Source organism: Frigoribacterium sp. SL97, assembly GCF_026625765.1.
Lineage (GTDB): Bacteria > Actinomycetota > Actinomycetes > Actinomycetales > Microbacteriaceae > Frigoribacterium.
In genome coordinates, this window is sequence record NZ_CP113062.1 from 2,756,794 (window position 1) to 2,771,624 (window position 14,831).

At 72.5% G+C, this 14,831-nt stretch carries 13 protein-coding genes; 4 read left to right on the plus strand and 9 right to left on the minus strand.

What is annotated here, in order from left to right; translation table 11 throughout:
- Positions 1–66 precede the first annotated feature (66 nt).
- Both OVA02_RS13535 and OVA02_RS13540 read right to left on the minus strand, forming a co-directional pair.
- On the minus strand, positions 67–762 hold the full coding sequence (locus OVA02_RS13535) for an acyl-CoA dehydrogenase (protein WP_267658693.1): 696 nt from the start codon (positions 760–762) through the stop codon (positions 67–69).
- 228 nt (positions 763–990) lie between these two features.
- Positions 991–2,157, minus strand: coding sequence for a cysteine desulfurase family protein (locus OVA02_RS13540; protein WP_056046118.1), 1,167 nt, complete (start codon positions 2,155–2,157; stop codon positions 991–993).
- Positions 2,158–2,235: 78 nt separating this feature from the next.
- Here OVA02_RS13540 and glgX point away from each other — a divergent pair, with 78 nt between their 5' ends.
- The 3 genes from glgX (at position 2,236) to OVA02_RS13555 (ending at position 5,584) form a co-directional block, all read left to right on the plus strand.
- Positions 2,236–4,281 carry a glycogen debranching protein GlgX gene (gene glgX / locus OVA02_RS13545; protein ID WP_056046120.1) on the plus strand — a complete coding sequence of 682 codons (2,046 nt, stop codon included), beginning with the start codon at positions 2,236–2,238 and terminating at the stop codon, positions 4,279–4,281.
- The gene (ybaK, locus tag OVA02_RS13550) at positions 4,278–4,781 is read left to right on the plus strand and encodes a Cys-tRNA(Pro) deacylase (protein WP_056046122.1); all 504 of its coding nucleotides are present in this window, start codon (positions 4,278–4,280) and stop codon (positions 4,779–4,781) included. Before glgX ends, ybaK begins: the two co-directional genes overlap by 4 nt.
- A 161-nt stretch (positions 4,782–4,942) precedes the next feature.
- Positions 4,943–5,584, plus strand: a complete 642-nt coding sequence (locus OVA02_RS13555; protein WP_267658694.1) for a DUF1294 domain-containing protein — start codon at positions 4,943–4,945, stop codon at positions 5,582–5,584.
- A gap of 10 nt (positions 5,585–5,594) precedes the next feature.
- Here OVA02_RS13555 and OVA02_RS13560 read toward each other — a convergent pair whose 3' ends face one another.
- The 3 genes from OVA02_RS13560 to OVA02_RS13570 are packed head-to-tail and all read right to left on the minus strand — an operon-like array spanning position 5,595 to position 9,802.
- Positions 5,595–7,712, minus strand: coding sequence for an ABC transporter ATP-binding protein (locus OVA02_RS13560; protein WP_056046127.1), 2,118 nt, complete (start codon positions 7,710–7,712; stop codon positions 5,595–5,597).
- On the minus strand, positions 7,709–8,806 hold the full coding sequence (locus OVA02_RS13565; protein WP_082460276.1) for an ABC transporter permease: 1,098 nt from the start codon (positions 8,804–8,806) through the stop codon (positions 7,709–7,711). The genes OVA02_RS13560 and OVA02_RS13565 overlap by 4 nt, the downstream gene beginning before the upstream one ends.
- A gap of 9 nt (positions 8,807–8,815) precedes the next feature.
- Positions 8,816–9,802, minus strand: a complete 987-nt coding sequence (locus tag OVA02_RS13570; protein WP_056046129.1) for an ABC transporter permease — start codon at positions 9,800–9,802, stop codon at positions 8,816–8,818.
- A gap of 219 nt (positions 9,803–10,021) precedes the next feature.
- Here OVA02_RS13570 and OVA02_RS13575 point away from each other — a divergent pair, with 219 nt between their 5' ends.
- On the plus strand, positions 10,022–11,695 hold the full coding sequence (locus tag OVA02_RS13575; RefSeq protein WP_056046131.1) for an ABC transporter family substrate-binding protein: 1,674 nt from the start codon (positions 10,022–10,024) through the stop codon (positions 11,693–11,695).
- Positions 11,696–11,725: 30 nt separating this feature from the next.
- Here OVA02_RS13575 and OVA02_RS13580 read toward each other — a convergent pair whose 3' ends face one another.
- Genes OVA02_RS13580 through OVA02_RS13595 form a run of 4 tightly spaced genes read right to left on the minus strand, consistent with a single transcriptional unit; the run spans position 11,726 to position 14,782 of the window.
- Positions 11,726–12,331, minus strand: a complete 606-nt coding sequence (locus OVA02_RS13580) for a signal peptidase I (protein ID WP_056046134.1) — start codon at positions 12,329–12,331, stop codon at positions 11,726–11,728.
- Positions 12,328–13,230, minus strand: a complete 903-nt coding sequence (locus OVA02_RS13585) for a hypothetical protein (protein WP_267658695.1) — start codon at positions 13,228–13,230, stop codon at positions 12,328–12,330. The genes OVA02_RS13580 and OVA02_RS13585 overlap by 4 nt, the downstream gene beginning before the upstream one ends.
- Complete coding sequence (locus tag OVA02_RS13590; RefSeq protein WP_056046138.1) at positions 13,227–14,186, minus strand: hypothetical protein; 960 nt, start codon at positions 14,184–14,186, stop codon at positions 13,227–13,229. Before OVA02_RS13590 ends, OVA02_RS13585 begins: the two co-directional genes overlap by 4 nt.
- On the minus strand, positions 14,183–14,782 hold the full coding sequence (locus tag OVA02_RS13595) for a TasA family protein (RefSeq protein ID WP_056046140.1): 600 nt from the start codon (positions 14,780–14,782) through the stop codon (positions 14,183–14,185). The genes OVA02_RS13590 and OVA02_RS13595 overlap by 4 nt, the downstream gene beginning before the upstream one ends.
- Between the last annotated feature and the right edge of the window lie 49 nt (positions 14,783–14,831).

Here is a 14,831-nt window from a genome sequence, read left to right on the forward strand (position 1 = left end):
GGCCCGTCACTCGACGCTGGTCGAGGCGAACTCCCACGCCGGGGCGGCGGTACGGCCCTGGAGCGTCTAGCTCGCCGACGTGGCGGCACTCGCCGGCAGGGTCACTTCGAAGCAGTAGAACTGCGTGGTGCCGGACGCGGCGGCGAGTCGTTGGGTGGCCGTGGCGCCCGTCGTCGAGAGCGAACCCGTGGCGATGGTCGTCGGCGCGGTGAACGCGGCGGCGGTGCAGGTCGGCGCGGCACCCCCGGCCGTGACCTCGACGGTCGCGACGCGGACGGTCAGGGCGCTGAAGAGCGCTCCCCCGGCATCGGCCACGGTCACGCCGGTGGCGGGCACCGCGGCCCGGACCTGCACGTCGGCGGGGACGCTCGTCGTGGCCGTCGTCCGCAGGGCCACGCCCGAGTAGACGCTCTCGCCCGGGCTCAGGGTCTGCGCGCCCGGCGTGAAGACCGTGCCGCGACCCGGTGCGGTCTCGTAGTCGGAGAAGCCCGCCGTGTAGGGCGAGGTGACGCTCTGCTGCACCTCGAACGTGCCGGTGCCTATGCCGGGGCCGCCCGTGCCGTCCCCGGCGTAGACCCACTCGCTGTCGGTCCAGGCCGCGACGGTGTAGCCGAGTCCGCCGACGACCAGCGCACCGCCTGCGGCGAGCGCCGCGACCTTGCGGAGGCGACGAGGTCTCGGCGCCGACCGGTCGTGCGTCGCGACGTCGTCGCGCGGGACCTCGCCGTGAGGGGTGTCGGAGGCAGAGCGGTGCTGCGACATGGTGGTGCTCCTGATCCGCGTCGCCTGGTGGGGGCGGCGCTCGGGGTGGTGCGATGGACGCCCGTGGTGAGCGGGCGGCGGGCCGGGATGCGGCGGCGGCTCGGGGTGGTGGGGCCCGGCCGGTGAGGCGTGCTCACGTGTGTTGGGGTGGAGTACACCACCCCCGCGCGGGGGCGACAACCCACCCGTTCGGGGGTCGTGGCCGGGGTGCCCTGCCCGGCGGGCGGATCAGCGGGCGCCGAGCACCGGGGCGCGGTCGGCGTAACCGGCCGTCGTGGCGCGCGCGACGGCGGTCGGGAGCGCCGCGAGCAGCGCGTCGACGTCGGCCTCGGTGCTCGTGTGGCCGATCGTCATGCGGAGCGCACCGCGGGCCGCGTCCGCCGGCAGGCCCATGCCGAGCAGCACGTGGGACGGTTCGGGGATGCCCGCCTGGCAGGCCGATCCGGTCGAGACGCTGACCCCGGCGGCGTCGAGCAGGAACAGCAACGAGTCGCCCTCGCACCCGTCGAAGGTGAAGTGGGCGTTGCCGGGCAGCCGGTCGACGGGGTCGCCCCGCAGCACGGCCCCGGGCACCGACGCCAGCACCCCGGCGATCAGCCGGTCCCGCAGCGGCTCGTAGGCCCCGTGCGGCTGCTCGGCCGCCACGGCGAAGGCGACGGCGGCCGGGGCGTCCTGCGTGCCCGAGCGCACCTGTCGTTGCTGTCCGCCCCCGTGGATCAGGGGCACGACGGTCGCCGACCGCGACAGCACGAGCGCGCCGATGCCGATGGGCCCGCCGATCTTGTGGGCGCTGACGCTGAGCGCCGCGAGCCCGGAGGCCGCGAAGTCGATCGGCACCTGCCCGTAGGCGGCGACGGCGTCCGAGTGCACCGGCACCCCGTGGGCGGCGGCGAGCGCCACGACCTCGTCGACGGGCTGCATCGTGCCGACCTCGTTGTTGGCCCAGAGCAGGCTGACCAGGGCGACGTCGTCGTGCTCGTCGAGGGCCGCGGCGAGGGCGTCGACGCGCAGCCGGCCCTGCTCGTCGAGCGGCAGCCAGGTGACGACGGCGCCCTCGTACCGTTCGAGCCACTCGACGGTGTCGACGGTGGCGTGGTGCTCGCCGGCGGGGACGAGGAGGCGCGGCCGCGGTCGGTCGGACTGCCTCGCCCACCACAGTCCCTTGATCGCGAGGTTGACCGCCTCGGTGCCGCCCGAGGTGAAGACGATCTCGATCGGGTCGCAGCCGAGGGTCGCGGCCACGCGCTCGCGGGCCTCTTCGAGGACGCGCTTGGCGTTCTGGCCGGCCGAGTGGATGGACGACGGGTTGCCGACCGTGCCGAGCGCCTCGGCGTAGGCGGCGATCGCCGCCGGGTGCATCGGCGTGGTGGCCGCGTGGTCGAGGTAGACGCTCATGTTCGGGTCCTCAGGCTGGGTGGGGCGGAGACGCTCGATGATTTCGGGGCCGACACGCGCCTCCTCTACTGTAAACGCGTGACCGACCCCGACCCCCTGCGCGATCTCGGCATCCGTTCCGGCCCCGACGGGCCGACGCTGCGCGTCTGGTCCGCGTCGGCGTCCCGGATCGACGTCGTGATCGACGACGCCCCGCACGACCGTGTCGTCCCGATGGTCCGCGACGCACACGACGTGTGGAGCGCCACCGACGGCGCCCTCACCCCCGGGCGGCGGTACTGGCTGCGGGCGGACGGCCCCGCCGGGGGCGGCAACGCCTTCGACCCCTCGCTCGAGCTGCTCGATCCCTACGCGCGCGGGCTCGGTCGCACCGGACGCGGCACGTGGCAGTCGGCCGTCGTCGACGAGTCGTTCGACTGGGGTGGGGTGTCCAAGCCCCGCACGCCGCTCGACCGGGTGGTGGTCTACGAGGCGCACGTCCGCGGCCTCACCCGCCTGGCCCCCTTCGTGCCCGAAGAGCTGCGCGGCAGCTACGCCGGCCTCGCCGCCGAGTCGACCATCGCCTACCTGATCGGCCTCGGCGTGACGGCGGTGCAGCTGTTGCCCGTGCACCAGCACGTCGACGAGCAGCGCCTCGTCGCGCAGGGCATCGAGAACTACTGGGGCTACAACACCCTCGGCTACTTCGCCCCGCACGCCGCCTACGCCAGCCGCGACGCGCAGCTCGCCGGCGCCTCGGCGATCCTCCGCGAGTTCAAGGGCATGGTGCGCCTACTGCACGAGGCCGGCATCGAGGTCTACCTCGACGTGGTCTACAACCACACGGCCGAAGAGGGCGAGGTCGGCGGCCCGGTCACGAGCCTGCGCGGTCTCGACGGCTCCGGCTACTACCGACACGACGCCGAGGGTCGGCCGGTCGACGTGACGGGGTGCGGCAACTCGCTCGACACGAGCACGCCGGCCGCCTCGCGGCTCGTCCTCGACTCCCTGCGGTACTGGGCCGACGAGGTGCAGATCGACGGCTTCCGCTTCGACCTCGCCGCCACGCTCGGACGTGGTGCGGACCACGTCTTCGACCCCGAGCACCCGCTGCTGAGTGCGATCGTGGACGATCCGGCGCTCGAGGGCGTCAAGATGATCGCCGAGCCGTGGGACGTCGGCATGGGCGGCTGGCAGACCGGGGCCTTCCCCGACGGCTGGATCGAGTGGAACGACCGGTTCCGCAACCGGGCCCGCGACTTCTGGCTGACCGACATCGCCGCGGCCCGGTCGCAGGGCGCTCCCCCGTCCGGGCTCGGCAGCTTCGCGTCGAAGCTCAGCGGGTCGAGCAACATCTACGCCCACGAGCGCGGTCCGCTGTCGGGCGTGAACTTCGTCACGGCGCACGACGGCTTCACCCTGCTCGACCTCGTGTCGTACGACGGCAAGCACAACCTCAGCAACGGCGAGGACAACCGCGACGGCACCGACGACAACCGCTCGTTCAACCACGGCGTCGAGGGCGACAGCGTCAACCCCTGGATCTCGGACGCCCGGCGCCGCTCGATGCGCAACCTGCTCGCCACCCTCTTCGTGTCGGCCGGCATCCCCATGCTGACCGCCGGCGACGAACGCGGCCGCACCCAGCACGGCAACAACAACGCCTACTGCACCGACAGCGAGCTCACCTGGGTCGACTGGTCCGACGAACCCTGGCACCGGGACCTGCACGACGACGTCGCCACGCTCTCCCGGCTGCGAGCCGAGAACCCCGCCCTGCGCCCGTCGCGGTTCGGCCTCGACGGCGCCTGCACGCTCAGCGCCAACGAGATGTCGTGGCACTCGGCCTCGGGCGACGAGATGCGTCCCGACGAGTGGAACGACCCCGGCGTCCGCACGATGCAGTACCTCGCGACCTCGACGCCCGAGCACGAGGCGCCGAACACGGTCCTCGTCGTGGTGCACGGGGCCGAGACCGCCGTCTCGGTGACGCTCCCCCGACACCACGGGGTGACGGCGTACGAGGCCCTGTGGTCGAGCGACGACCGCAGCCTGCCGCAGGCGACGGCCCCCGGTGACGACCTGCTCGTCTCGGGGCCGACCGTGGTGGTGTTCCGCGCCACGACGACCGAGGTGGCCTCGTGACCAGCAAGGCGTCCGGAGGGGCGCGCGGCCCCGCCACGCCGGCCACCGTCGCGCTCACCACGGCCGGCATCCCCTTCACGGCCCACACCTACGAACACCACGACACGGCGACGAACTTCGGCGAGGAGGCCGCCGCCGAGCTCGGCCTCTCGGCGGAACGCGTCTTCAAGACCCTCGTGGTCGACGCCGAGGGCACCCTCGTGGTGGGCGTCGTCCCCGTCTCGGGTCGCCTCGACCTCAAGGCGCTCGCGGCCGCCGTCGGGGCCAAGAAGGCCTCGCTGGCCGACCCCGCCCTGGTCGAACGCCGCACGGGCTACGTCGTGGGCGGCATCAGCCCGCTCGGGCAGCGGACCGCCGCGACGACCGTGGTCGACGCGAGCGCCGCCTCCTTCGCCTCGGTCTTCGTCAGCGGCGGGAGGCGCGGGTTCGACATCGAGATCGCACCCGACGACCTCGTGCGCGCCACCGGCGGATCCTACGCGGCGATCCGTCGGGACTGACCCGCGCCGCGCCTCCTCGGATCTGCGGCCACGCCGCCACGCCGCCACGCCGCCACGCCGCCACGAAGTCAACAATCCGCCACGCGAAAACGTGGCGGGATGTCGACCTCGTGGCGGGATGGCCGAATGCGGCACGGGCGACGCGGGATAGGGTCGGGCGCATGACCGGCAGCCCGGCCCGGGTCGAGGGCACGCTCACCTCGTGGGACGACGACCGCGGCTTCGGGTTCCTCACCCCGGCCTCGGGACGCGGCCGGGCGTTCGTCCACATCACGGCGTTCAGCCGCGGCACGGCCCGGCCCCGGGTCGGTGACGCCTACTCGTACGAGGTCGACCGCCACGGCGACCGGGGGCCGGCCGCCGTGCGGGTGTCCTCCGTCGGATCGAGCTGGACGGCGCCCCGGGGACGAGCCCCGCGCCCGACACGGGCCGGCCGGGTCGCCCTCGTCGTCGGGCTGCTGCTCGTCGTGGCCGTCGCGGTCGTGGTGGGTGTCGTCGCCTCCGCCGGGCCGTCCGCCCGGATCGACGGGGCCCTCCCCTGGCTCGTCGCCACAGCCGTCGCCCTCGGCCTGGTGACGGCGGCGGTCTACGCGGTCGACAAGTCCGCCGCCCGTCGAGGACGACGCCGCGTGCCCGAACGCGTCCTGCTGCTGCTCGGCCTGCTCGGCGGCTGGCCCGGGGCCCTCGCCGCACAACAACTGCTGCGGCACAAGACGAGCAAGCGGTCGTTCCAGGTCGCCTTCTGGGGCACGGTCGCCGTGAACGTGGCGGTCGTCACCGCGGCCTCCGCGCTCGTCGGCTAGCGCTCGGGCCTCAGACCAGCTGCTTCTCGCGGGCGAAGTGGCACGCGGCCGTGTGGTCGGCCCCGTCGCGTCCGTGCGGCAGCATCGCGGGGACCTCGTCCTCGCAGCGCGACCGCTGCGCCTCGGGCAGCATCGCGTAGAGCGGGCAGCGGCTGCGGAACCGGCAGCCGGTCTGCTTGACGGTCGGCGTGGGCGGGTCGCCCGGCAGCACGATGTGCTCGCGTGCCCGTTCCTTGACGGGGTCGGGCACGGGCACGGCCGACAGCAGCGCCTGCGTGTACGGGTGCAGCGGGTGCTCGAACACCTCGTCGACCGGTCCCGTCTCGACGGTGCGGCCGAGGTACATCACCGTGACGCGGTCGGCCACGTGACGGATGACCGAGAGGTCGTGCGACACGAAGAGGTACGACAGGTCGAGCTTCGCCTTGAGCTCGGCCAGCAGGTTCAGCACGCCGGCCTGGATCGACACGTCCAGCGCCGACACCGGCTCGTCGAGCACGATGAGCTTCGGGTCGGCGGCGAGCGCCCGCGCGATCGAGATGCGCTGCCGCTGGCCACCCGAGAACTCGTGGGGGTAGCGCGTCGCGGCGGCGGGCTCGAGCCCGACGAGGCGCATCAGCTCGGGCACCCGACGCGACACCTCGTCGCGGGGCCGACCGATCGCGAGCAACGGCTCGGCGATGATGTCGCTGACCGGCTGCCTCGGGTCGAGGCTCGCCATCGGGTCCTGGAAGACCATGGACACGGCACCGCGCAGCCGCTTCACCGTCGACCCGTCGAGCTTTCGGTCGAGGGCCGTGCCGAGCAGCTCGATGGTGCCGGCCTCGGGCACCCGGAGGTCCATGATCTCGTGCAGCGTCGTGCTCTTGCCCGAGCCGGACTCGCCGACCAGGCCGAGGGTCTCGCCCTCGCGCACGTCGAGGTCGACCCCGTCGACCGCCCAGACGCTGCCCACGCGTCGCTTGAAGACCGACCCCTTGGTGAGCGGGAACGTCTTGACGAGCCCGTCGACGTGCAGCACCCGGTCCCGCTCCGCCCGCGGGACGGCAGCGAGGCCCGAGGTCGGCACGGGCGGCAGGTCGTAGACGTCCTCGGGGTCGGTGCCCTCCCCCACCAGCTGGTCGGCGTGCAGGCAGGCCGCGCGGTGACCCGCCTCGACCGCCGGAGCCTGCTCGAGCGCGGGCTCGTCGACCCGGCACTCGGCCGTCGCCAGGGGGCACCGCGCCGCGAACGGGCAGCCCGGCGCCAGCGACAACAGCGACGGCGGTGTGCCGGGGATCGGCACGAGCGGCTGGTCCGACCGTTGGTCGAGGCGCGGCAGCGCGCCGATGAGACCCACGGTGTAGGGCATGCGCGGGTGGGCGAAGAGGTCGTCGGCCGTCGCCGTCTCGACGACGCGGCCGGCGTACATCACGGCGATGCGGTCGGCGAACCCGGCGATGACGCCGAGGTCGTGGCTGACGAACAGCAGCGCGGCCCCGGTCTCGCGCTGCGCCGTGCGCAGCACCGAGATGACCTGGGCCTGGATCGTCACGTCGAGGGCCGTGGTCGGCTCGTCGGCGAGGATGACGTCGGGGTCGTTCGCGATCGCCATGGCGATCATCGCGCGCTGCCGCATGCCGCCCGAGAACTCGTGCGGGAACGAGTCGACGCGTCGCTCCGGCTCGGGGATGCCCACGAGCCCCAGCAGCTCGATCGCCCGCTCACGAGCCTGCTTCTTCGTGCCGCCGCGGTGGATCAGGACCGTCTCGGCGATCTGCTGACCGACCGTGTACACCGGGGTGAACGCCGAGAGCGGGTCCTGGAAGACCATCGCGATCCGTTTGCCGCGGATCGCCGACATCGCCTTGTCGCCGCGGCCGAGCAGTTCTTCGCCGTCGAGCGTGATCGACCCCGTCACCTTGGCCGTGGCGGGCAGCAGGCCGAGCACGGCCAGGCTCGTGACCGACTTGCCCGAGCCCGACTCGCCCACGATGCCGAGCACCTCGCCGCGGCGCAGCGTCAGGTCGACGCCGCGGACGGCGCGCACGTCGCCGTCCGGGGTCGGAAAGGTCACGGTGAGGTCGTGCACCTCGAGCACCGGAGCCGAGGAGGCGCGGGTGCGGTCGACCGGTTCGGTGAGCGTCATGCGCGCTCCCCCTTCTCGTCGTTCGTGCGGGTCGGCGCCGGCGAGCCGACGTCGGCCCCGGGGGCGGGGCTCGCGGCCTCGGAGACGCCGCCGGTGCGCCCGAGCGGCACCGCGCCTCCTCGGCTCTCGGCCGTCCGTCCGCGGGTGGGACGGCGACGACCGGTGCGCCCGGCCGTCGAGGTCGGGTCGAGCGCGTCCCGCAGCCCGTCACCCAGCAGGTTGCTGGCGAGGGCGAAGACGATCAGCGCACCGGCCGCGAAGAAGAACAGCCACGGCTTGGTGGTCGCCGCGCTCTGGTTCTGGGCGATCAGCGTGCCGAGCGAGACGTCGGGCGGCTGCACGCCGAAGCCGAAGTACGACAGCCCGGACTCGGTGAGCACCGCGGCCCCGATGGCGATGGTGGCGTCGATCACGAGGAACGAGGCCACGTTCGGCAGGATGTGCCGCACGATGATGGTGAAGTGGCCGATGCCCATGTACCGGGCGGCGCGGATGAACTCGCGCTCCTTGATGCTGAGGGTGAGCGAGCGCACCACGCGGGCCGTGATCATCCAGCCGAACAGGGCGAGCAGGGCCACCAGGATCAACCAGCCGTACTGCTTGAGGCGCGGCGACAGGATCGCGATGATCAGGAACGACGGCAGCACGAGCAGCAGGTCGACGAAGACCATCACGGCCCGGTCGATCCAGCCGCCGAAGTAGCCGGCCATCGCGCCGAGCATGCCCGCGATCACCGTCGAGAACAGGGCGACCAGCAGGCCGATCAGCAGCGACTTCTGCAGGCCGCGCGCGGTCTGCGCGAAGACGTCCTGGCCGATGTTGTTCGTGCCGAACCAGTGCGCCCCGGTCGGCGGCGACGACAGGGCCGTGTAGTCGATGTAGTTGTAAGCGTACGGCGAGACGAGCGGGCCGACGAAGGCGAAGATGAAGAGCAGCACGATCGTCACGAGCCCGACGGTGGCCCCGCGGTTGGCGAACAGGCGACGGAAGGTCAGCGCGAAGCGGTTCGTCGACGTGGCGGCGACCTCTTCTCGCGACTCGGGCACGACGGCGTCGGACGGCCCCTCGAGCAGGTCGGGTGTGAACCGGGTCATGGCGCGGCCCTACTTCTGCGCTCGGACGCGCGGGTCGAGCACCGCGTTGAGCACGTCCGACACGAAGCCGGCGAGCAGCACGACGACGGCGCTGTAGAGGGTGTAGGTGACGACGACGTTGATGTCGTTGGCCTGGACGGCGTCGATGAACCAGGCGCCGAGGCCGTTCCAGGCGAAGATCTTCTCGGTGAAGGTCGCACCGGTCAGCACCCCGAGGAACGCGAAGGCGAACAGCGTCGTCATCGGGATGAGCGCGGTGCGCAGCCCGTGCTTGAAGATCGCCGGCCGACGTCGCAGGCCCTTGGCCCGGGCGGTGCGGATGTAGTCGGCCTGCAGCACGTCGAGCATCGTCGCCCGTTGGTACCGGCTGTAGACGGCGATCAGGCCGACGCCGATCGAGATGGTGGGCAGCAGCAGGTGGGCGATGCGGTCCCAGGCGATCGTGCCGAGCCCGCCGGTCAGGTTGGGCGTCGCCTCGCCCGTGAAGGTGATCAGCTGGTACCCCAGGACGTCGTTGAGCTTCGTCGCCCCGATCTTGAGCAGCACCGCCGTGAGGAACACCGGCGTCGAGATCAGGACGAACGACAGCACCGACGACACGCGGTCCGAGAACGCGTACTGCCGGATGGCGTTCCAGGTGCCGACCACGACGGCCAGCACGATGCCGAGAATCGATCCCACCAGCAGGAGGCGCAGGCTGACGCCCAGCCTCGGCCCGAACTCCTGCGCCACCGGCTTGTCCTGGATGGTCTGCCCGAGGTCGCCCGTGAGGGCGCCGCCGACCCAGTGCACGTAGCGCTCGCCGAGAGGGTCCTTGTCGTTGACCCCGATCGAGCTGAGCTTCGCGTCGACGATCTCGGTGGACGGACGCGGGTTGCGGTCGGCGTAGACGGAGCGCGGGTTGAGGGTCGCCGAGGCGAGGAAGTAGGTGAGCGACGTCGCGATGAAGACCAGGGCGACGTAGTACACCAGCCGGCGGGCGAGGAATCGAGCCATGGCAGATCACACTAGACGTACCCCGCGGCCCGACCAGCTGGCCAGGTTTCGAGCGTGTAACAAATTCACATGAAAGTTTGCGTGGATTCAAGGCGTCCGTACATTTGGGCACACGCGGTCAGCTCTCGGGAGGTGTCGCGACGCGTGCCCGCACGAGTCGACGACGATGCAGCATCCCGTCTGATCAGCACTTTTCACCACCCTTCAGTTCGGAGTGCCATGAAGATCACGAAGAAGCTCGGCCTCGCGGCCGGCCTCGTCAGCATCGCTCTCGTCGTCACGGCGTGCAGCGGTGGCGGCGGCAACGACGGCGACGGAGCCGCGAAGAACGGCCAGTTGTCCCCCGACGGCGACATCAACGCCACGGCGGCGGCCGATGTCGAGCAGGGCGGGACGCTGACCTTGCCGCTCAGCCAGCTGCCCTCGCAGTGGAACTACGGCCAGCTCGACGGCGCCCTGGCCGACGCCTCGCTGATCGAGAGCGCCGTGCTGCCCCAGCCGTTCCGCATCGACGAGAAGGGCGTCGCGCAGATCGACGAGAACCTCGTCACGAGCGCCGAGGCCACCAGCGAGGACCCGCTGGTCGTGACCTACGACATCAACCCCGACGCGGTGTGGAACGACGGCACCCCGATCACGGTCGCCGACTTCCAGGCCTGGAAGACCGCACTCGACGGTTCGAACCCCGAGTACCTCGTCGGCAGCACCCTCGGCCCCGACCGCATGGCCTCCGTCGAGGCGGGCTCGAGCGACAAGCAGGTCGTCGTGACCTACGCCGAGCCGTTCTCGGACTGGAAGAGCATGTTCGCCCCGCTCTACCCCGCGAGCCTCTACAACGACCCGAACGCCTTCAACACGGCCTACGTCGACACCCTGCCCGTCTCGGGCGGCCCCTACGAGGTCGAGAAGATCGACACGACCGCCCAGACGGTCACGATCGTGCCCAACGAGACCTGGTGGGGCGACGCCCCGAAGCTGGACTCGGTGGTCTTCCGCGCCCTCGACAGCGACGCCGACGTCGACGCCTACCTGAACGGTGAGATCGACTTCGTCACGGGCAACTCGTCGGAGCGCTACGACCGCCTGAAGGACGCGAAGGACACCGACATCCGGGCGGCACCGTCGGCTCGCTACACGCACGTCGACTTCAGCACCAAGGGCGTGCTCGCCGACGAGAAGATCCGTCAGGCGATCCAGCACGCGGTCGACCGCGAGGCGCTCGGCAAGGTCATCACGGGCACCCTGCCCTACGAGCTGACCACGCTGAACAACCACCTGTTCCTCAGCACCGACGGCGCCTACCAGGACAATGCGAAGGAGACCGGGAACTACGACGTCGACGAGGCGAAGAAGATCCTGGCCGACGACGGGTGGGAGCTGAACGGCGACGTGCTCGAGAAGGACGGGAAGCAGCTCGAGATCGCCGTGACGATCCCGTCCGGCACGCCCATCTCGCAGCAGCTGTCCGAGGTCATGCAGAGCCAGCTCGCCGCGGTCGGCATCAAGCTGACGATCAACGCCGTCAGCGTCGACTCGTTCTTCGAGGACAACGTCACCCCGGGCAACTACGACATGACGATCTTCGTCTGGGCCGGTACCGGCTACCAGGCGTCCGGCGTCAGCATCTACAACTCGGACGAGCAGGGCCAGAACTACGGTCGCGTCTCGAGCCCCGAGATCGACGACCTGCTCAGCCAGGCCGTCGCCGAGGGCGATCCCGAGAAGGCCGCCGACCTGTACAACCAGGCCGACGAGAAGATCTGGGAGATCGGGCACTCGATGCCGATCATCCAGGCGCCGTACATCTCGTTCCAGAGCCCCAAGCTCGCGAACTTCGGCGCCCGCGCCGGTGCCAGCGACGTGGACTGGACGGTCGTCGGCTTCACGAAGTAGACGCCTCCCCCGGGCCCGTCCGGCCCCCGCTCAGCGCGGGGCCGGGCGGGCCTTCCGCGTCCCCGCCCGCCGTCGCTGCGCCTCCACCAGGCCGGCGGCCACCGAGTAGCCCGCGTAGCCGAGCAGCGCGATCGCCAGCAGCGGCACGATCCACGACCGGGCGTCGCCGTTCACGACCTGGTTGACGAAGCCGAGCCACGGCACCGAGTACCACAGCGTGCCGCGGACCTGTTCGGGCAGCACGAGCGCCTCGTCGGGTTCGGAGTTGTTGTCGCCCTGGGTGACGAACGCCGTGCCGCCGTCCGACGACGACACGATCTCGGTCACCCGGTGGCTGATCACCTCGGGGCGGCCGCTCTCGATCTGGTAGGTCACGACGTCACCGATCCGGATCTCGTCGGTCGGGGTCGGCTTCACCACGATCAGCGTGCCCGGGGGCAGCCGCGGCTCCATCGAACTGGTCAACACGGTCAGGGGCGTCGCCCCCGCGACCTTCGGCACGACGACCAACACGGTCGCGAGGCCGAGCACGAGCACGAACAGCCCCGCACTGAGGCCGAGGCCGAGAGCGTGCACCAGCCCCTTTTCGCGCACAGCGGCGCGGCGGCCGCTCACGGCGGCGCGGCGGCCGCTCACGGCTGCTCCCCCGAGGGGTCGACCTCGTCCGGGCGACGGCGTCCGACCGCCACGAACGCGCCCGACAGCACCGCGATCGCCGCGATCAGCAGCGGCAGCCAGCTGCCCCGCAAGGGCTCCGGCACGAAGTCGTCGAGCACGTCCAGGGAGTGGACGGGCAGCTCGGTGTCCGCGCCCGACCCGTCGGCGGCCCCGCGCGAGGCGCCGTCGCCGACGGAGGGCGCCGTCTCGTCGGCCGCACCGGCCGAGGAGGCGCGGGTCGCCACCGCCTCGATCGTCGCGCTCGAGGCACGGTCGCCTCCCGCGCCTCCTGTGCTCGTCTCGGCGGGGTCCGCCGCGCCGGCGGTCCCGGCCGACGCGCAGCCGGCCGGCACGGCCGACCCGGCCAGCCCTGTGAGCGTGACGAGCACGGCGAAGTCCAGGGTCTGGTCACCGGTGCCCGCGGCGGCGGAGGCGTCGAGGTCGACCGAGACGGTGACCGGGGCCTCCTGCCCGGCGGCGAGGCGGACCGGCGCGAGCACGGGGGTGCACCCGTCGCCGGACAGGGTGACGGGCGGCAGGTCGCCGACGTCGAGGTCGGAGTGCGAGCGGACCGTGACCGCCTCGGCGAACGCGGGCGACGAGGTCGTGACGTCGACGAGGCGGGCGCTGAGCACGGCCGGCGCGCTCGACAGGTTCTTGACCCAGAAGGTGCCCACCGTGCCGGCCCCGGGGACGAGCCGCAGTCCGTCGCCGAAGAGAGCGGAGTCGAGGCGACCCTGCCAGTGTCGGCCGTCGTCGCTCACCATGAGGCGAGGCGCGGTCGAGGCCGTGGCGGGAGCCGCGGCCGAGACGACGCCGGGGCCCAGGACGACCGCCGCGACGGCGACGACGACCGCGACCGCCCGACCGCCGGTCACCCGCACTGGATGTTCCTCGTGCCGTACTGGTCGTAGACCACCGTGACCGTGCCGACGGCCATGAGGTCGGTCGGCTGCCCGTCGACCATCACGCGGATGTCGACGTGGATCGGGCCGTCGCCGAAGGGGTCCCTGGGCAGGTTGTCGCGGGTGAACGCGAAGTGCGGGTAGTCGCCGGTCCGCTCGTCGTTCGAGATCCGGGTGCCGCCGACGTAGGTCGCGTACCGGGTCGCGGTCGCCCGGGTCGACGGGTCGAAGTCGAGCCAGGCGTAGGCCTCGCCGTCGGTGCGGCAGACCGCCGTCTGCGGGGGGACGATCGTGTTGTTCTGGACGATCCGGCGGTCCTGCGGCGTGGCGGCCCACGACCCGGAGGCGAGCGACGCCGTGAGGACCGGGTTCACGCGCCCGGTGGGAGAGGACGTCGCGATCGAGGTGCGGAGGCACCAGGTCGCGGCGGCCTTGCTCGCCAACGTCCCGGTGAGGTTCGGCACGGCGGACCAGGTGCCGCTGACGCTGCCCGGGCCGACGGCGGTCGTCGACGTGCACGCGGACGCGGCGGTCACCGGCCACGCGACGACGGCGATCGACGCGGCGAGGGCGGCGGAGCTGCCCGAGCTCAGGCTGCCGCTCGTCGAGTAGGACGCCGCGACCGTCCCCGAGTTCGTGAACGTCCAGGGCGCCGTGAGCGACCTGGTCGATCCGGCGTAGTCGGCCTGCAGGGCGTCGAGGGTGCCGGCCGTGAGGCCGACGGCGCCGGTCCTGACCTGTTCGGTGACGGTGGCGGACGCCGTCCAGAGGGCGGACGCCGCGCCTCCCGAGGCCAGGGCCACACCGACGATCACGCCCACGACGACGGCGGCCAGCGTCGATCGCGTGGTCGTCCGGGGCCGGCGCCCGCTCACGGTGCGGCGGCCGCTCACGGGGCGGCGCCCGTTCACGGGGCGGCGCCCGCTCACGGGGCCACCTGCGTCCCGGTCAGGACGAGCCCGATCGACGAGGTCTGGTTCTGCAGGGTCGCCGGGACGTCCGAGTCGAGTGTCACGACGACGCAGCCGGTGACGGTGACTCCGGCCGGCAACGTGAAGTACCCGCTCCCCGTGTCGAACGCGGCGGGCCGGGCCGAGTAGCCGCCGACGCCGACGACGCAGTCCGCGGCCCTCGCCACGGCGGCGAGCCTGACGGTCAGCTCGCCGGGCAGGGCGGACGCGGACGCCGTGGTGGTCCCGGCCGACACCCGCATGGCCAGGTCGACCGACCCCGTGTTGGTCGCGGTGAACGTCCCCGCGGTCGCGCCGCCGGGGCCGAGCGCGGACGTGTCGAGGGCCTTGACGGCGCCGACCGAGAGGCCCGCCGTCCCCGAACCGACCGTGACGGCCGTCGGCTTGACGGAGGAGTTCCACAGCGCGTAGGTCCCCCCGGTCGCCACGAGGGCGACGGTGACCGCGCCGGCCACGACGGCGGTCGCCGCCCACAGGGAGCGCAGCGGACGGCGGGACGAGGAGGCGCGCTCGACCGAGCGGTGACGCGCGCGTCCGCGGGACGGTCCGGTCAACGTCTCACCCCCTGGTGGTCGATCGTGCGATGCGGCGGCCCGTGGGTCC